This is a genomic window from Trichormus variabilis 0441, from assembly GCF_009856605.1.
In the GTDB taxonomy this organism is placed as follows: domain Bacteria; phylum Cyanobacteriota; class Cyanobacteriia; order Cyanobacteriales; family Nostocaceae; genus Trichormus; species Trichormus variabilis.
The window spans coordinates 207,878-227,160 of the sequence record NZ_CP047242.1 but is presented as its reverse complement, the minus strand read 5'-3'; the positions used below and the strand labels follow the sequence as shown (position 1 = coordinate 227,160).

13 protein-coding genes and 1 tRNA gene are annotated in these 19,283 nt (G+C 45.1%); 6 read left to right on the top strand and 8 right to left on the bottom strand.

Annotation, left to right across the window (positions count from 1 at the left end):
- Positions 1-85 precede the first annotated feature (85 nt).
- Positions 86-157: transfer RNA gene (locus tag GSQ19_RS00780), tRNA-Gln, on the top strand.
- A 202-nt stretch (positions 158-359) separates the two neighbouring features.
- Here the strand turns inward: GSQ19_RS00780 and GSQ19_RS00775 are convergent.
- Entirely contained in the window at positions 360-839 is a 480-nt protein-coding gene (locus tag GSQ19_RS00775; protein WP_011320900.1) for a hypothetical protein, read from the bottom strand.
- A gap of 233 nt (positions 840-1,072) precedes the next feature.
- Between GSQ19_RS00775 and GSQ19_RS00770 the strand changes: the two genes are divergently transcribed.
- On the top strand, positions 1,073-2,368 hold the full coding sequence (locus tag GSQ19_RS00770) for a hypothetical protein (protein ID WP_011320899.1): 1,296 nt from the start codon (positions 1,073-1,075) through the stop codon (positions 2,366-2,368).
- A gap of 137 nt (positions 2,369-2,505) precedes the next feature.
- Here the strand turns inward: GSQ19_RS00770 and GSQ19_RS00765 are convergent, their stop codons facing one another.
- The 4 genes from GSQ19_RS00765 to pgl all read right to left on the bottom strand — a co-directional run bounded on the left by GSQ19_RS00765 (position 2,506) and on the right by pgl (position 6,424).
- A complete protein-coding gene (locus GSQ19_RS00765) occupies positions 2,506-3,660 on the bottom strand; it encodes a SpoIID/LytB domain-containing protein (RefSeq protein ID WP_011320898.1) in 1,155 nt (384 codons plus the stop codon).
- 147 nt (positions 3,661-3,807) lie between these two features.
- Positions 3,808-4,551, bottom strand: a complete 744-nt coding sequence (locus GSQ19_RS00760; RefSeq protein ID WP_011320897.1) for a M50 family metallopeptidase — start codon at positions 4,549-4,551, stop codon at positions 3,808-3,810.
- A 115-nt stretch (positions 4,552-4,666) separates the two neighbouring features.
- On the bottom strand, positions 4,667-5,530 hold the full coding sequence (locus GSQ19_RS00755) for a double zinc ribbon and FHA domain-containing protein (protein ID WP_011320896.1): 864 nt from the start codon (positions 5,528-5,530) through the stop codon (positions 4,667-4,669).
- 171 nt (positions 5,531-5,701) lie between these two features.
- Positions 5,702-6,424 carry a 6-phosphogluconolactonase gene (gene pgl / locus GSQ19_RS00750; RefSeq protein WP_011320895.1) on the bottom strand — a complete coding sequence of 241 codons (723 nt, stop codon included), beginning with the start codon at positions 6,422-6,424 and terminating at the stop codon, positions 5,702-5,704.
- 267 nt (positions 6,425-6,691) lie between these two features.
- Between pgl and GSQ19_RS00745 the strand changes: the two genes are divergently transcribed.
- Entirely contained in the window at positions 6,692-7,885 is a 1,194-nt protein-coding gene (locus GSQ19_RS00745) for a Coenzyme F420 hydrogenase/dehydrogenase, beta subunit C-terminal domain (RefSeq protein WP_011320894.1), read from the top strand.
- A gap of 4 nt (positions 7,886-7,889) precedes the next feature.
- Here the strand turns inward: GSQ19_RS00745 and GSQ19_RS00740 are convergent, their stop codons facing one another.
- On the bottom strand, positions 7,890-9,119 hold the full coding sequence (locus GSQ19_RS00740; RefSeq protein ID WP_011320893.1) for a methionine gamma-lyase family protein: 1,230 nt from the start codon (positions 9,117-9,119) through the stop codon (positions 7,890-7,892).
- 86 nt (positions 9,120-9,205) lie between these two features.
- On the opposite strand from GSQ19_RS00740, the gene GSQ19_RS00735 reads away from it, so the two are divergent.
- The 3 genes from GSQ19_RS00735 to GSQ19_RS00725 all read left to right on the top strand — a co-directional run bounded on the left by GSQ19_RS00735 (position 9,206) and on the right by GSQ19_RS00725 (position 12,758).
- Entirely contained in the window at positions 9,206-10,024 is an 819-nt protein-coding gene (locus GSQ19_RS00735; RefSeq protein ID WP_011320892.1) for an acyl-CoA desaturase, read from the top strand.
- Positions 10,025-10,253: 229 nt separating this feature from the next.
- On the top strand, positions 10,254-11,306 hold the full coding sequence (locus GSQ19_RS00730) for a fatty acid desaturase (RefSeq protein ID WP_011320891.1): 1,053 nt from the start codon (positions 10,254-10,256) through the stop codon (positions 11,304-11,306).
- A 372-nt stretch (positions 11,307-11,678) separates the two neighbouring features.
- Positions 11,679-12,758, top strand: coding sequence for a DUF3474 domain-containing protein (locus GSQ19_RS00725; protein ID WP_011320890.1), 1,080 nt, complete (start codon positions 11,679-11,681; stop codon positions 12,756-12,758).
- 265 nt (positions 12,759-13,023) lie between these two features.
- Here the strand turns inward: GSQ19_RS00725 and GSQ19_RS00720 are convergent, their stop codons facing one another.
- Both GSQ19_RS00720 and GSQ19_RS00715 read right to left on the bottom strand, forming a co-directional pair.
- Positions 13,024-17,091, bottom strand: a complete 4,068-nt coding sequence (locus GSQ19_RS00720; RefSeq protein ID WP_011320889.1) for a DNA-directed RNA polymerase subunit beta'' — start codon at positions 17,089-17,091, stop codon at positions 13,024-13,026.
- Between the two features lie 194 nt (positions 17,092-17,285).
- Complete coding sequence (locus tag GSQ19_RS00715) at positions 17,286-19,163, bottom strand: DNA-directed RNA polymerase subunit gamma (RefSeq protein WP_011320888.1); 1,878 nt, start codon at positions 19,161-19,163, stop codon at positions 17,286-17,288.
- Between the last annotated feature and the right edge of the window lie 120 nt (positions 19,164-19,283).

Below are 19,283 nucleotides of genomic sequence, written 5' to 3'. Positions count from 1 at the left end.
AGCACCCATCTTAGTTCAGAATATTTTTTCAAAGTACTTGACATATCCCCTACACAGACTGCTATATTAATAAAGTCGAAAGCTTTGGGGCGTCGCCAAGTGGTAAGGCATCGGGTTTTGGTCCCGACATCCCTAGGTTCGAATCCTAGCGCCCCAGTTATTACTAACTCTAACCAATCAATATTTCCTTAGTAAATATCATCGTATTCTTTGAAAATATGTTAGAGAATACGAAACAAAATTTATTAGTATAAAAGTTCTAAGTTGGGCAAGACTTATTCTGCTCAGAAGTACTTTTTTTCAAGATCATTAACAACTTAAACAGTTTCGCCCAGCTTCCTGTGAGGAAATAAAGACAATTATTTGTCTGGTGACTTTAAAGCCTGATCTAAAACTTGTCTAGCCTGTTCCGCTTTAGCTCGTGCTTCTTGGTAGCGTAGGTTTGCTTGAGCAAAATTTTTGAGAATTTTAAAACCTTCCTTGAGGCGTGTGATTTCTTCTTCCGTTACAGAATCATCGGAGAATAGGACATCAACAGCCTTGCGAATTTCTAAAGCTTCAGTGCGTGACTCCTGCACTTTTAGCTTGAGTGTGGCTAAGTTGCTCAAGACTTGGACAGCTTGTGTAATCGAGTCTTCACCACTAGGCGATTCGGCAGATGGTTCTTTCACCTCTATTAATTGTTGAGGGCCAAATCCTTCTTCTAATTCTGTAGGCAGCTTACCAGCATCAATTAACTCAACCAACTGATCCATTGCTCTGTCACGGGCTTTGGCTGAATCTTTCCCAGAAACGGTGAGGATGATTTCCGGACTTTGAGCTAGTGTGTACTGAACCATATTGTGATTAACCAGGCCTAATAAGTATATTTTAACATTAAAGGGAATAGGAAGGAGGCCGGGGCAATCAATTCAAAATCCCTGCATAGCCTACGGCTTAAGCTTACACCTAAAAAATTCAAAATTTAGAGAACTTCCAGAAACTCACAACTCACCACGCCAATAACAAGTCTCCGAGAATCAAACTTTATACTTGAGTAAAGGAGAAAAATTTCAACAGGAGGGGAAGAGCTATGGCTCCCAATCCCACTATTATGCAGGCTGTGGAAAAACTAGGTTACCGAGTCACTGTTGGTGATGTGGCAACTCAGGCTGGGTTAAATTTAGCGGAGGCTGGGCAAGGGTTGTTAGCTTTAGCTAGCGATGCGGGTGGACATTTGCAGGTAGCAGAAACGGGTGATATTGTTTACCTGTTCCCTCGAAATTTTCGGGATGTTCTACGGAATAAATATTTCAAGTTACGATTGCAAGAATGGTGGCAGAAGATATGGAAAATTCTGTTTTACCTGATTCGCATTTCTTTTGGAATTTTTCTAATTGCTTCCATTGCGCTGATTACTATTGCCATCTTTTTGATCATCACGGCAATGAATTCGAGTAACGATAATGACGATCGCAGTAGTAATTCTAGTGGTAGTTGGGGGTTCTTCTACTTTCCTGATTTATTTTGGTACTTCAACCCCAACTATGGCTATTCTGCGCCAGAAAGACGGCGTAGTAGCCAAGAAAGCAGTGATTTGAACTTCTTTGAGGCCGTATTTTCATTTTTGTTCGGCGATGGTAATCCTAATGCCAATTTAGAAGAACGCCGTTGGCAAGAAATTGCGACTGTGATTCGGGGTAGCCGTGGTGCAGTGGTAGCAGAACAAATTGCCCCATACTTAGATGATATAGGCGAAGTCTATCAGCAAGAATACGAAGATTATATGTTGCCTGTGCTGTTACGATTCAACGGGCAACCAAGTGTCAGTCCTGAAGGACAAATTGTCTATTATTTCCCAGAGTTGCAGGTGAGAGCCAGCAAAAAACAACAGCAACCACTGTCAGTTTATTTGGAAGAATTTCCCTGGCGTTTTAGTGCCGCTAGTTCCGGACAAGTTATGCTCAGTGCAGGTTTGGGTATAGTCAATCTAGTTGGTGCTTTGGTGCTGGGTAATTTATTGGTAGATGGTACGGTTGCTGCACAGTTGGGTGGCTTAGTCGCTTTCGTACAAGGAATTTATTGGCTGTTGCTGGCTTATGGAATCGGTTTTTTGGGCATACCTTTATTACGTTACTTCTGGATTAAGTGGCGTAATGGGAAGATTATCGGACGGAACCGCGATCGCCTAAGCCGTGCCAGAGTATTAACCAGTCCTGATACAGCTTTACAACAAAAAATCAACTACGCCAGTCAGTTTGCCCAGGAGAAATTTATTGGTAATGAAGATTTAGTTTATTCTACCGAAACCGACTTACTTGACCAAGAGGTTGAGCGATCGGCACAAATTGAGGCTGAATGGCGGAGGAGGTTGGAGAGTGGGGAGTAATATCAATTCAATACAGTTCAGATAAGCTCTTGAGGTAGGGGAAGCAGGGGAGGCAGGGGAGGCAGGGGGAGAAAGACCCAATCCCCAATCCCCAGTCCCCAGTCCCCACTACCCAGTCCCCAGTCCCCAATGCTCAATCACTTCGCCTTAATGGGTGTGAGGGCGACACCCTGATAGTAATGTCCTAGTATTTGCAGGTGGTTAGCGCCGCGTAAAGCTAAATTATAAGCACCCCATTGGCTCATACCTAAACCATGACCAAAACCTGCGCCTTGGAGGGTAAAGCTACCATCTGCGCCTCTGGTGACGTTAAAGCGAGTACTTCTGAGTTTCAGGGCAGTACGCACTTCTTCGCCTCGCAGGACTTTTGTACCTTTATCACCCACGACTCTTAAAGCTTTGACACTACGGAACGGTGAAAAGGATTCGGCAACTACTTCCCTGATATTGCCTACACCAGAAATTCTGGAGCTAATTTCTGTTGGGGTAAAAGTTCTTTGCCAATTACATTCTTTAATGTTTTGGTCGTAGTCTTGAACAGCGCGTAGATAAGGAAGGGGATTACTCCAAACATCTTCCACATTTTCCGTGTGTCCACCAGAACAAGCGTGGAAAACTGAAAGAATGAGATTATTGTTATAAGTTAATACTTGCCCAGCTGTAGCATCAACGGCGGCATAGGTTGAAGGAGATTCACTGCTGACTCCTTTATAAATTTGCCAGCGATCTGGGGTATCACCTAAATCATAAACCGGGTTACTACGCTGTTGTTCTCGCTTGTATAGGGCATAGGTACGGGCGGCGATCGCCTGAGCTTTTAAGGCTTCTCCCGGCCAGCTAGAATTCATTTCTCCACCAACAACGCTGTAGAGATATTCTTCTAAATCTACCCAGTTAACCACATCTATACCTTTTTCTGTGGGTACAACCAAAGTTCTACCACGAAACCAGCGATCGCCTATATAAACGAATCCTTTCCCTGAGGGTTCAATCCAAAATAAGCCAGACTGCCATTTATCTAAAGCCACTCCCCCAGGCACAGCTTGGGCATAAAAGGAACTCATCGCTGGCAATTGTCCCAAAGTACGCCCTGTACTATCTTTGACAATTGCCGTTGTGGAACTGCCAACTCTAGCTTGATTGACTCCCCGCTCAATGGCCACGCGCAAGATGACAGAGGCTTGCGCTGGGGCAACCAAAGCGATCCACAATAAGATACCTAGCCACCAATGACGGACTTTAATCTGGGAAAGTAAAGAGCCTAACAACAGTTGAAATTTCATGCTGATCATCAAGTCACATTAGTATCTGTTAGCAGTTCTGGACTATAACGTCCACAACTTAAGATAAGACAGTTTCCTCAATTAAGAGGTTGCCACTTCCTAACAATTATGCAATGTGTTTTGGATTGGGGAGGACTGTTGATTTTTGATTGTTGACTAAACTGAGCGATAAGCAACGCGGAGGCTTTGGATGAGAATGATCAAAGAGGCGATCGCCATTAATCCACCCCAAAACCAATAGGGTAATAATAAATATTTTTCCATCTGGGCTGTATCCGATAATCCCAAAGAACCAGCAGAATAACTAAATAGATAATCTAATTGATGGTAGGTACTGACACAGGCTTGTACACCTAAAAATTGAATGGCAAATCCCTGCATCCATCGGGGAGCTTTGAGGGAAATTCCCAAAATGATTAATCCTAACAAGGGAATAGCTACCAATCCAAAGGGGGAACGTACCCAAATTAATGTAGAAATTAATAAAAAACTTCCTAAAATTTTCAGGCTCAGGGAGGCAGTGGTAAAACTGCGGGAGGCTAAAATCAAGGCTGCACCTGCAAGTGGCGGCCCCATTGGCCCGGCGGCGGCAACTAAACCTGGGCCGATGGGGCCTAAGGATCTGCTGATGGCATAGCTGGCGACACCGGAACCATTACCAAAAATTTGTAATTGCTGAAACTGACCACCCAAAAGCACAGCCATTAAGCCATGACCCATTTCATGGAACCAAGTAGCGAGGATGGTAAAGGGGTATAAAATATAATCTCCGCCTGGAACTTGCCACAACATTGCTGTAGCGATTGCTGCTCCCACTAACCAAGTTAATCCCATTCTCTCAACTTCTAGGGGGGCTTCTCGATGCAGTAAGGTTTCAAAATCTTTCCCTGGCTGGCTCATAATTAGTTTGTAATTCGTAACTATTACTATTTTGTACCCATATTTCAGATGTAAGGGTGTAGGGTTTTAAACACTGATACCCCTACACCCTTACACCCCCATACCCTGAATTTAGTTAAGCGAGTTTAAAGAGGAAAGTTACCAAATCACCTTTACCTAAACTGATGCGATCGCCTGGTCTGAGGCGGTGTCTATTGCCTGGTAGTAGAGGTAAATTGTTAATGTAAGTGCCGTTGGAACTGCCCACATCTTCTATATAGTGCGCGTCACCTTCTAGGCGAATATCCGCGTGTACCCGTGAGACAATCTCGGAGTTGGCAAAGCCGGAAACATCGACATCGGGAGGAATGCGATCGTTTGGTTTACCAATATGAACCACAGATAAGCTGGGTGGTAATTCTATTTCGCGATCGCTTTGGACGTGAACTAACCGGGCTGTAATTTGCTGTAATTGGGTTCTAGCAGGAGAAGGAGGTGCAGCTACAACAGTTTCTGGTGCTGGTGCTGGTGCTTCTACTGCTGGAACTGGTTCTGGGGGCGCTACGGGTTCGGGTGGGGGAGTAGGAATACTTGCTTCTACTGGTGCTGGTGGTGGGGCAGGTGTAACTTCCACCACTACAGGAGGTGCAGACGGGGGTGCTGCTACGGCTGTAGGTGGTAAGGGTGCTGGTGCAGGGGGAGTCTCATTAGCAACCGGATCAAGGCCTAAGGCATTGGGTTGTAACAATTCTAAAAGCGGATCGGGATTAGCTAATGGTGGCAGTTCCACTGGAACATCAGGGGCGACTGTAGCGACAGTAGCAGCAGGCGCGGCGACTGAGTGCAGGTTAAAGCCACACTGACCACAAAAAGCAGCATCAGATTGGACAGTTGCGCCACAGTTGGGACAATTACTGGTGGCGGGTAACGGCGTGTAGCAAGCTTCACATTGGACAGCGCCGTCTGGATTGGGGTGGTTGCAATTTGGACAGACGATCATTGATTTAAGCCTTTGTTCAAGAGCATCCTAAAAATATATTCCTAACAAGCAAACTAACCTTGGGAGCGGCTTTTGCAGTAGACACCCAAAGGTTAGACTTGTTTTTTATGAGAAATGCGGCAAGGCGGTAACTCTAGCTTCCGATTTTAACAATTACTCGTGATGGGAAAATCAAACTGAGAGTTCCGCGCCTGCGGCTGCATCCAATAGCCACAAAAGTTCACCTTGCGGCCGAATTAAGCGGGATGGATAAGCTAAGTCATCTGCACTCGGAGCAAATACTTGAGCAAGGGCTGGCCGTTTGTTAGCACCTGCAACCACAAAAATTACACTGTGAGCAGCGTTAATGAATGGGTATGTGAAGGTTATGCGGGGGTTGCCGTCTTTATTACCCACAGTAATTAAGCGATCGCGTACTTGTAAAGCTTCTGTGTGGGGAAACAAAGATGCAGTATGGGCATCATCACCCATGCCTAGCAATACCACATCCAAAGCGGGAAACTCTCCGGGTGCAGAGTTAAAAAATGCTTGCAATTGCTGTTCGTACTTAGCAGCCGATACTGCCGGATTATTATCTAAAGTGGGGACAGCATGAATATTCTCGGCGGGGATATCAACGCGGTCTAGCCATGCAGTACGGGCCATCAGTTCATTACTATCGGGATGATCTGGCGAGACATAACGTTCATCTCCCCAGAAAACATGAATTTTATCCCAAGGTAATTTTTGGGCAGCGATCGCTTCATACAACGGCTTAGGTGTGCTACCGCCGGATAAGGCAATGGTAAATCGCCCCTGCTGTTTTATGGCAGTATCTAACTTAGTCAGGATCAAATCGAGCGATCGCGCAATTAGCGCTGTTTGATCCGGTAGGACTTCAACCGTTTTTTTCATGGCTCCATCATCACATTGCCTGCTTCCAGCAATACAATACCTAACTTCTGACAACCCGCCTTTTTAACTTTTGAAACTCTTAACATCAAAAATTCGGTGGGTATCAGTCAATATAATTTATCCTTATCACTTTCTCTGGTTGCTTGTCAGTAGTCAGTTGTACTAACCCTTGAAGACAAGAACTAAATATTGCATCTGGCGAGGAAATTTTGTATAAAGTGCAGGCTTCCGCTATCTTAAGTTTTGAGATAACAAATTGCGCTTAACATGACTTCGCTCTTCCCTCACAAAAAAGCCAAAGCCTTAAAACCCAATAGCCGTCGCCCTGCTAAGGAACTATGCAGCGAGTGCGGGCTGTGCGATACATATTATATCCACTATGTCAAGGAAGCCTGTGCTTTTATTACCCAGCAGATAGACACACTCGAAGAACAGGCACACCAGCGATCGCGCAATCTCGATCATCCTGATGAACTCTACTTTGGTGTTCATCAAGACATGATTGCAGCCAGGAAACAGCAACCAATTCCAGGCGCACAATGGACTGGTATTGTCAGCAGTATTGCCATAGAAATGCTGAATCGTGGCCTAGTGGAAGGCGTTGTCTGCGTCCAAAACAGCAAAGAAGATCGCTTCCAACCCATGCCCGTAATTGCTCGCACCCCAGAAGAAATACTAGCAGCGCGGGTAAACAAACCAACACTCTCCCCCAATCTATCAATATTGGAACAAGTAGAAAAATCAGGGATGAAGCGACTGTTAGTCATTGGTGTTGGTTGCCAAATCCAAGCCTTACGAGCTGTAGAAAAAAAATTGGGTTTAGAAAAGCTCTACGTTTTAGGTACACCTTGTGTAGATAACGTCACCCGCGCCGGACTGCAAAAATTCTTAGAAACCACCAGTCGCTCCCCTCAGACAGTTGTACACTATGAGTTCATGCAGGATTTCCGCATTCACTTCACACATGAAGATGGCTCAATTGAGAAAGTCCCCTTCTTTGGTTTAAAAACGAATCAACTCAAAGATGTTTTTGCTCCTTCCTGCATGAGTTGTTTTGATTACGTCAACTCCCTAGCCGATTTAGTAGTGGGTTACATGGGCGCACCCTTCGGCTGGCAGTGGATTCTTGTCAGAAATAATACAGGTAAAGAAATGCTGGACTTGGTGCAAGACCAGTTAGATACTCAACCTGTAATGTCCCAAGGCAATCGACAAGAGGCTGTACAACAGGGAATATCCGCCTATGACAAAGGTGTGACACTTCCCATGTGGGTGGCAAAAATGATGGGTGTGGTGATTGATAAAATTGGCCCTAAAGGGTTAGAGTATGCGCGGTTCTCCATAGATTCCCACTTTACCCGCAATTATTTGTTTGTAAAGCGGAATCATCCTGAGAAGTTGGAGGCGCACGTTCCTGAGTTTGCCAAGCGCATCGTGGGGCAGTATAAGTTACCAGAGTGATAGCTCAAGCTTCTCCTACTGCATCGATCGCCGCCTCTAGAGCGATCGCCACATGACTCCAATGAGTCCCCCCCTGGCAATACACCACATAAGGCTCACGTAAAGGCCCATCCGCCGAAAATTCCAAAGTACTCCCCTCAATAAATGTCCCCCCAGCCATCACTACTTGGCTCTCGTACCCCGGCATATCATCGGGAACGGGGTCAAGGTAAGAACCCACGGGTGAATTCTGTTGTACAGCCTTACAGAAGGCAATCAGCTTCTTCCCAGAACCCAGTTTAATCGCCTGAATAACATCTCCACGGGGGGCGAGGGGTGCAGGATTTACTGGATAACCAAGTTTGTCAAATACATAACCAGTCAGGTGAGTTCCCTTCATCGCCTCACCCACCATCTGGGGCGATAAAAATAATCCTTGAAATAACAGGCGATTTTGGTCAAATGTCGCCCCACCATAACTACCAATACCAGGAGCAGTCAGGCGGCAAGCGGCTGCTTCTACTAAGTCAGCCCGTCCAGCTACATAACCACCAGCCGTCACAATTGTCCCACCAGGATTTTTAATCAAGGAACCAGCCATTAAATCAGCACCAACGTGGGTAGGTTCCTGGGTTTCGATAAATTCGCCGTAGCAGTTATCCACAAAGCAAACAGTGTCAGGATTTTGCTGTTTGACTAAATTGACCACTTTTTCAATATCGGCAATGGATAAGCTAGGTCGCCAAGAATAACCACAAGAACGCTGAATTAAAACTAAGCGGGTGTTATCAGTAATGCTAGTGCTTAAAGTTTGCCAATCAATAGAACCTTGGGAAGTTAACTCCAATTGGCGGTATTTTATGCCAAACTCAATAAGGGAGCCTTGACCTTGACCCCGTAAACCAATGACTTCTTCGAGCGTATCGTAGGGGGAACCAACTACTGCTAACATTTCATCACCAGGCCGGAGTACACCAAACAGGGCGCAAGCGATCGCGTGAGTTCCCGAAACAAACTGCACCCGCACCGCCGCAGCTTCAGCACCCATTACCTCGGCAAAAACTTTGTCTAAAGTTTCTCGACCTAAATCATCGTGACCATAACCACTTACACCAGCAAAGTGGTGCGCTCCTACGCGTTGATTACGAAAGGCTTCCAGCACTCTTTTCAGATTTTGCTTGACCTGAGCGTCAATTCCAGAAAAAATCTCTAACAGTGCCTGTTCTGCTTGCCGCAGCTGTTCCAAGCTGTTCATTACTTCCTCGTTAACAAAAAAACTATAAATATGCGAATTGCAAAATCGCACAGACTAGGCTGAACAATTTTAATTCGAGTTACTGCATGACAATTGCTACTTCAACTAAACCTCAAATCAATTGGGTAAATACCCTATTTTTCCTTGGGCTACACATCGGCGCTTTGTTTGCCTTTGTCCCTGGTAATTTCAGCTGGGCGGCAGTTGGTGTGGCTTTATTGCTTTACTGGATCACTGGTGGTTTGGGTATTACCTTAGGCTTTCATCGCCTTGTCACCCACCGCAGTTTTCAGACTCCCAAGTGGTTGGAATATTTCCTAGTGCTTTGCGGGACTCTTGCCTGTCAAGGAGGGCCAATCGAGTGGGTCGGGACACATCGCATTCATCATTTACATTCCGATACTGACCCAGATCCCCATGATTCTAATAAAGGTTTCTGGTGGAGCCATATTGGTTGGCTAATTTATCACTCTCCCTCCCACGCTGATGTTCCTCGGTTCACCAAAGATATTGCCGAAGACCCAGTTTATCAGTTTTTACAGAAATATTTCATTTTTATCCAGATTGCTCTGGGGTTGTTGCTGTTATATCTGGGCGGCTGGTCTTTTGTAGTCTGGGGAATTTTCTTTCGCATCGTCTGGGTTTACCACTGTACTTGGTTGGTAAACAGCGCTACCCATAAATTTGGCTACCGCACCTATGATGCCGGAGACAAATCTACTAACTGTTGGTGGGTAGCTGTACTAGTGTTTGGCGAAGGCTGGCACAACAACCACCACGCTTTTCAATATTCAGCTCGTCACGGGTTGGAATGGTGGGAAGTTGATCTGACTTGGATGACGGTGCAATTGCTGCAAGTACTTGGTTTAGCAACTAATGTCAAACTAGCAGACAAAAAGCAGTAATTAGTTTATTATGTGTCATTAGTTATTTGTCTAAAAAATGACTAATGACTTAGTAATTTTTCGCAACCAAATATCTACTCGTTAGTTCTCAAATAGCTTCTGGAAATTAGTTACAGGTGCGCTTGGCTAGCTAAAGTTGCTATGATGCAGAACGTTAATTATCAAGTACTTTGCGGCCAGTTACTTTTGTGGTGGCTTGGTAGAGGGTTTTGTTGTTATTCAGGTTTTCATGACTACATCAATCATCAAAAATCAGGAAATAAAAAATAAGCTTAGTAATCCCGAACTAAGGCTCAAAGATATTATTAAAACTCTGCCAAAAGAATGTTTTCAGCAGAACCGTCGCAAAGCGTGGACACAAGCACTACTCAGTGTTGTCATGGTTGGTTTAGGTTACTGGAGTTTGGCGATCGCACCTTGGTTTCTTTTACCCATTGCCTGGATTTTTACAGGTACTGCTTTAACAGGTTTTTTTGTGATTGGTCATGATTGTGGACATCGTTCATTTGCCAAACGTCGTTGGGTAAATGACTTGGTAGGGCATATATTTATGATGCCGTTAATATATCCCTTTCATAGCTGGCGGATTAAGCATAATCACCACCACAAGCACACCAACAAGTTAGACGAAGACAATGCTTGGCATCCTATCAGACCAGAAGTGTTTGCCAGTTGGGGTAAAACTCGTCAGTCTGCCTTTAAGTTGTTTATGCGTCAAAGGCTTTGGTGGGTAGGTTCAATTGGACATTGGGCTGTCGTGCATTTCGATTGGCGGAAGTTCAAAGTTAAAGACCAAGCTGATGTGAAACTTTCTGTTGCTGTAGTAGTTTTATTTGCCGCAGTTGCTTTTCCCACCCTCATCGCTACAACTGGTATTTGGGGATTTGTAAAATTTTGGTTTGTGCCTTGGCTGGGTTATCATTTCTGGATGAGTACCTTCACCATTGTTCACCATACATTTCCAGATGTTCCTTTTGAAACAGAGAACAAATGGCATGAAGCTATGGCACAGTTATTTGGGACTATTCATTGTGATTATCCCAAATGGGTAGAAGTGTTGTGTCACGATATTAACGTCCACGTTCCTCATCACCTTTCTACCGCTATTCCCTCTTATAATTTGCGGTTAGCTTACAGCAGCATTAAAGAAAATTGGGGTGATTATCTACATGATGAACTTCGCTTTTCTTGGTCTTTAATGAAGTTCATTACTGACGAATGTCAACTGTATCGAACTGATGTTGGCTATCAGCCTTTTAAAGATTATTACGCAGGACGATAGGTTTTTTAGCCATTAGTATTAGCTAGATGCGATGCTAACTTAAAATCCTCATGGCAAAAAATAATTTATGATTCTGTAAATTCAATAAATTTTGGCAGTTCACTATTTACTGATAATTAATATGTGAATTGCCAGAAATTTTTGAATAAGAATTCAGCAATCATAAATAATCACCCAAACATTAAAACCCTGTTGTTGGATGTGGCTTGTTTACCTGGGCTATTATCCATACAATGGATTATCAATTCTACCTTTTCATCCCTTGATTACTTCTTTGGATGTGTGAGAGCTAGCTTCGCAGACATCGCTGAATCATAGTTACTCAATTCATGCTTCCAGTAAAGTCCGATATATATCCCACAACAGAATCAAGTGCAATCAACTACAATCCCCTCCGATAATTCTCCTAGCTTTGACCAATCAGAGAATACAACTACGCTGCCATTTACTCTTCAGGATTTAAAAGCAGCTATTCCGGCTGAATGTTTTCAACCAAACGTGGGCAAATCACTGTTTTACTTTTTTCGTGATGTAGTGATTGTTAGCTCACTATACGCAGTTGCTCATTACCTAGATTCTTGGTATTTCTGGCCAATTTTCTGGTTAATGCAAGGAACGATGTTTTGGGCTTTGTTTGTGGTTGGACATGACTGCGGACACCAATCTTTTTCTAAGCATAAATGGCTCAATGATTTAGTTGGGCATCTGACTCACACCTTCATATTAGTCCCTTATCACGGTTGGCGTATTAGTCACAGAACTCATCACAAAAATACTGGCAATATCGATAATGATGAAAGCTGGTATCCTGTGACTGAGTCGCAATACAAGGAAATGCCATTAGGGCAAAAGATAGGCCGTTATTACGTCTTTCTACTGGCTTATCCAGTGTATTTGTTTAAGCGTTCTCCTAATAAGGAAGGCTCTCATTTTTTACCTAGTAGCCCTCTTTTCAAGCCATCAGAAAAATGGGATGTCATCACCAGCACTGTACTGTGGACTTGTATGGTTGCTTCGTTAGGTTTCCTAACTTATCAATGGGGCTGGATGTGGTTGTTAAAATACTACGCTGCACCATATATCGTGTTTGTAATCTGGCTTGATTTAGTCACATTCCTACACCACACTGAGGCAGATATCCCCTGGTATCGTGGCGAAGATTGGACTTTCCTCAAAGGTGCAATTTCTAGCATTGACCGCAATTATGGTTTAGTCAATCATATCCATCATGATATCGGCACTCATGTAGCACACCACATTTTCTTGAATATCCCTCACTATAATTTGCTGAAGGCTACCGAGGCTATTAAACCAGTCATGGGTGAATATTACCGCAAGTCAGAAGAACCTATTTGGAAGTCATTGTGGCGTTCTTGCGTGAGTTGCCATTTTGTCCCCGATACTGGTGGGAAAGTTTACTACACTTCTAACAATCAAGTAGTGAATAAGTAGATCCAAAAACTTAATATCATGTTCGTCTGAACCCTAATAATATTTGCGGTGTTTGGTAATAGCTAATAGGTAATAGTAAAAAATTGCCTATTAGCTATTACCAATCAAACCAACAATATTGTAAGTAATGACCCGAACTTGATATAGGACATGGATTACATTGTGCCGTAGGCTACGCACCATATTTTCTGAATTTGAATCCATAAAATAAAGGCAAAAGAAGTAATTCTTTTGCCTTTTTAATTTAGATGATAACTATTAGACTTTAGTCTTCGTAATCGTCATCGTCTTCGTCATCATCCTCGTAATCATCATCTACTTCATCGTCTACTTCTACTTCCGCCTCTACGAGGTCATGGATTTCATCAGCAATCAACTCATCATCATCGAGAATTGAGCGACGGTTACTGAATCCGGTTTCCGCAAGACCCGGAGAATCTAAATTGTAGGCGCGAGCTGTACGGTCATCTAATACCATATCTAGAGGATCATCGGTTTCATCCAAGACACTTGTGGTTTCCAGGGTGGAATAATCTTCGAGCATCCCAGGTTCATCATAGGTATTGTAACCAGTTCCCGCCGGAATCAATCGCCCAATAATCACGTTTTCTTTCAAACCACGCAACCAGTCGGATTTACCCTCAATGGCTGCTTCTGTCAGAACCCGTGTTGTTTCTTGGAAGGATGCGGCAGAAATGAAACTGTCGGTATTCAACGATGCTTTAGTGATACCTAACAATACTGGTGTGTATTGCGCTCTCGCACCGCCAGTAATTGCCATTGCTTCATTCACCTGCTCGACTTGGCGCAATTCTACCAACTCACCGGGAAGCATAGTGGTATCACCACCGTCATCAATCCGCACTTTGTTGGTCATCTGGCGCACAATCACTTCAATGTGTTTGTCGGCGATGTCAATACCTTGGGATTGATACACCATCTGCACTTCATTCACTAGGAATGTTTGCACTTTTTGTAAGGCGTGGCTAGCGCAAGCATAAACCCCGTCTTCCGAACCCAGACTGAAGAATACTTCTAAGATTTCGTGGGGGTTGGAAGGACCATCACTCAATGGTTGTCCGGCTGGTACAACGGAACCATCGGGCATGGCTAAGTTTTGTCCGGGGCCAAGAGGATAATCAGTGACTACCCCGTTAGATTCTATGACCTTGATAGCGATCGCTTCATCACCATCACCGTATACTACCTTAACTTCCCCACCACGTTTTGCTAAGATACAAGCTTCTTTGGGTTTCCGGGCTTCTAGTAGTTCTTCAATCCGAGGCAAACCTTGAATGATGTCTCCAGTTTTTGCCCGTTCAAAGACTAGCAGCACTAAGTTATCACCCCGTTGTACCAAGTCGCCATCTTCTATCTGCAATACTGCACCAGGGCTGACTCGATAAGGGCGACCAGCACGGATAGTCACGGCGTAGTTCTGAGTGCTAAGTGCTGCGTCTTGAGTGGTGGTGCTTTCACCCGCATTTTTCACCGCTACAATTTGCCCAGATTCTTCGGCAAAGACACCAGGGGCAAGTTCGGTACCTGCGACGATTAAATCACCGGCTTTGACTTTGGGCTTGGCACTGGTATTTAATGTTGTCATGTCACTATGACGCAACACTAAACAACGACGCACTGCTTCGCTTCCCTTCTGCACACCTCTGACAATCCCCCCTTCTTTAGACAAGATTTGGGTACGTGCAACTACGGAACCGGGAACAATGGTGTCTCCATCTTTCACTTCTAGGCTAGTTTGGGTACTGCCTTGGGTGGCATCGGCGGCAATGTCACGACGCAACACTAAGGATTCCAAAATTACCAGCTGCAAGCGCTGAACATCTGCATCCTCAGGGTCAGGGATTAACTCAATATCTGCGGCTAGAGGAGAAGCATTGTGTTCTTGTTCGCCTTCCTGCTCAATTTCCAATACTAGTTGGGTACGCAGCAGTTCCACACCTTCCACCGACTTGACGCGTTCTGAATCTTTGTAAGGCAATCTTTGTACTGCCCGCATTTGAATCGAACGTCCTGTTTGTTGGCTGACAGATGTAGTAGATGGCACATCTGGGTTACTGGGTACAGCGAATTCTACCACTGGACGGCTCAACAACGCTGGGCCTTCCGGCGATTCCACATACTGGATGTAACGCAGTTCTGTGGCAACTTGCCCCAACAGTTCTTCACCAGGTTGTAACAGGGTATTATCTCGCCCAATGACTGCTTCTGGATCATCTACCATGAGCAATTCCCCTGGCTTCACCACAACTTCCCGAAGGATGTCATTTTTCTGGGTGACTTCTACCACACCACTGTTTTGGCAGAAGATATCTTTAACAACTTCTGTACCAGCTTCGACAAACTGTCCGTCTTCTACCAACAGCAAGGAGATGTCTTTGTTAACTTCGTGGGTTTCTTCGGGAATCCACAACAGTGTACCGCCCTGTACCACTTCATAACCAAGCTTGGCTTTACCTTTCTTCTGGACTTCTACGCCCGCGAATTTCAGGAATCCACCAGTGGTTGTCCGATAACGGTCATCAATTAACTCAGCGACGACTTGACCATTCTGCACTTTTGTGCCTGGGGTTGCCCGTAGGTTAAAGACTTGGTTGTTACCCGTGGTAATTAAGTAGTTGTTGCGACCTTGGGAACTCTGGACGGTGACTGTTGCTTGATCTAAGACTACAGAAGCGGTAATGATTTCAATTTCTCTGGTACTCTTACCTGGAGTAGCTTCTGGTAGACGTACTACACCACCATGTATAGTTGTTAACTTAGTTTCTGCAAGTACACCGTTAGTTTCAACGCGATCGCCATTTTTCACTACCAATTCTGCACCTGGTGGCAAATTATACACTTCTCCAGAGAGAATCCAAATCAAACCACCTCTAGCGGCTGTGGTAGTAGTGTTACCTTGACGGTCGGTTTTTTGTTCGGGAACAACTTCGGCAAACTTCACTTCTCCGGCTAAGTCAGAAGCCACATCTTTTACGGCTTTTTCTGTATTAGTCCGGGTGGTACGTCCACCAAGGGCAACTTCTGCTAGTAGTTGACCTTGTTTGACCTGTTGTCCATCAACAATATAGATTGTGGAACCTTGGGTCACATGAATTTCTTGAGGTGCTGGGGTTTCGGAACCTTCCTTGCGTGGTTCCAGAATCATGATCCCGTTGCTTTCTACAAACAAGGCATCTTCCCCGTGGCGGGTACGATGGGTTCTTGTCCGCAGTTTTCGGGGTAGCTTGATAGTTCCATCCATTTTGGAACGGACTTGTTGGGCTACTTCCCCAGTAAACACACCACCAGTGTGGAATGTTCTCATGGTGAGCTGGGTTCCGGGTTCCCCGATACTTTGAGCCGCAATAATCCCGACAGCTTCACCTAAATCTACCATTTTGGCGTGAGCCAAACTCCAACCGTAGCAGTGCTGGCAGACAGAACGGGCAGCTTCACAGGTAAGAGGCGATCGCACCACAACTTCTGCTACCCCAGCTTTTTCTATTTCTTTGGCTAAGTCATCAGAAATGGGGGTATTGCGTGCCGCAATCACTTCTTTTGTTTTGGGATGGATCACATCTTCTCCCACCACCCGTCCTAGCAAGCGTGTAGATAGCTTAATTAGGGTTTTGCTACCTTCGGTCATCGGTCGGACGGGAATCCCTCTGGTCGTACCGCAATCAATTTCCCGAATGATCACATCCTGGGATACGTCTACTAGACGACGGGTCAGATAACCAGAGTCGGCGGTGCGTAACGCTGTATCTACTAACCCTTTTCTCGCACCGTAAGACGAAATAATGTATTCTGTAACCGTCAGACCTTCGCGGAAGTTGGTTTTGATGGGTAAGTCAATAATTTCCCCTTGGGGATCTGCCATCAGTCCCCGCATTCCCACCAGCTGACGCACCTGGGAGATATTACCCCGTGCGCCGGAGAACGCCATCATGTACACGGAGTTAAGGGGGTTGGTTTGTTTGAAGTGAGTAACCACCTCATCCTTGAGGGCTTCGCTAGTACCGTTCCAGGTATCTATTACCTTTTGGAAACGTTCTACTTCCGTAATTTCTCCCCGTTGGTAACGGACTTCAGTCGCGCGAATTTCCTCTTCAGCCGCTTCCAAAAGACTCCGCTTGCTAGGTGGTACCATCAAGTCATCAACACTAATGGAAACCCCGGCTCTGGTAGCATAGCGAAAGCCTAAATCCTTTAATTTATCCGCCATTACTGCGGTACGCGCCGTTCCATAATGGGTAAACGCCCAAGAAATCAAATTTCTCAGTTGACCTTTGTCAACGACGCGATTGCGAAAAATCATCTTTTCGTTAGTCATTAGTCATTAGTCCTTAGTCATTGGTCATTAGTCATTAGTCATCTCTTACAAAGTTCTGTTCGGAGGAAACCTTCGCTCAACGCCACTTGCTTTCCGACGCAGAGCGGCAGGAACGCAGTGGCTCGACTTTGCGCTTAGTCAATAGTCCCTAGTTTTTGCTATATAACTATGGACTATTGACTTTGGACTCTTAACTAACTGGCAAGTGCTTCTTGAATCGCTTTATTGTAAATAACGCGACCTGGAGTAGTGCGTACATACTGAGAAATTAAATTTCCCTGAGCGTCTTCTCTGACTCGGCGATACTTATAAAGTACAGTCCGGCTACCATCATCGTTATTTGTCACTTCCAGGGGGTCTGTATCTGGCTGATCAGATTCCACTTCCCCATCGAACCGCACGTAGATGTAAGCGTGTAAGTCAATTTGCTCTTGTTGGAATGCCATAATTACGTCATCCAGAGAAGCAAAATATTTACCTGCACCTTTTGTAGCGCCTGGGTTTTCCGCAGTCAGGTAATAAGCCCCCAACACCATGTCTTGGCTAGGTGTGATAATTGGTCTACCTGTAGCTGGCGACAAAATGTTGTTAGAAGCCAGCATCAATAACCGTGCTTCCGCCTGACTTTCCAAGGATAGGGGGACGTGTACCGCCATTTGGTCGCCGTCAAAGTCAGCGTTAAATGCAGGACACACCAGGGGGTGGAGTTGAATGGCTCGACCTTCCACCAAAATTGGTTCAAAAGCCTGAATACCCAAACGGTGTAGGGTAGGCGCGCGGTTGAGCATGACTGGGTGTCCCTCAATCACTTCTTCCAGGACATCCCAAACACTGGGGTCATTGCGAGAGATTAACTTTTTCGCAGCTTTGATGTTATTCACCATACCGCTACGAATCAGGCGATTAATCACAAATGGCTGGAATAGTTCAATAGCCATTTCTCTGGGCAAGCCGCACTGGTGAATTTTTAGCTTAGGCCCAACCACAATTACAGAACGTCCAGAGTAGTCAACCCGTTTACCCAACAAGTTTTGCCGGAAACGCCCTTGCTTCCCTTCAATAATGTCAGATAAAGATTTCAGGGGTCGGTTGTTCGCCCCAACTACGGTGCGTCCGCGACGACCGTTGTCAATTAAAGCGTCTACTGCTTCTTGCAGCATCCGCTTTTCGTTCCGCACAATAATTTCCGGTGCGAGAATTTCTTGCAGTCGTGCTAGACGATTGTTCCGGTTAATTACCCGGCGATACAAATCATTCAAGTCACTGGTTGCAAACCGTCCACCATCTAACTGCACCATTGGGCGCAAATCTGGAGGGATTACGGGAATCACTGTCATCACCATCCACTCTGGCTTAGAACCGGTAGCAATGAAGTTGTCAATTACCCGCAGGCGTTTAATGAGTTTTGCTCGTTTTTGTCCTTTAGCACTACCAATTTCTTCCCGGAGGCTTTCTGCTTCTTGCTCTAAATTAATATCAGCCAGCAAGCGCAACAGTGCTTCAGCACCGATACCTACTTCTACACCTTGCAACTGAGAATCTTCACTATAGATTTGGTCTTCAATTTCTAACCACTGGTCTTCACTCAGTAGCTGCTTGTAGGTTAGGGTTTCAGCATTACCGGGACTGAGAACAACATAAGAGTTGAAATAGACAATCTGCTCCACATCCCGCAAAGGCATATCTAGCAGAATAGAAATATAGCTAGGAATCCCTTTGAGATACCAAACGTGGGCAACAGGGGCGGCAAGTTTGATGTACCCCATACGGTGACGGCGTACCCGTGACTCGGTAACTTCCACGCCACAACGCTCACAGACAATGCCTCTATGGCGGACTCTCTTATACTTACCGCAATGGCATTCCCAATCTTTCGCGGGGCCAAAGATGCGCTCACAAAACAAGCCATCCATTTCTGGCTTGAGAGTCCGGTAATTAATCGTTTCTGGTTTGGTGACTTCACCTACGACCTGACCATTAGGTAATGTACGCTCACCCCATTGGCGAATACGTTCTGGTGATGCCAAGCCGATTTTAACGTAGTCAAACTGATTAGTTTGGGCGGGTCTCATACTTAAGTGCTGAGTTCTGAGTAAAGTATTCAGTTAAAAGTCATGAATCAAGAGATTTGTAGGGTCTGAGTGCTGAGTTTTCATCCTCAGCACTCGGTACGGGCTAAATGCTCCGCTACC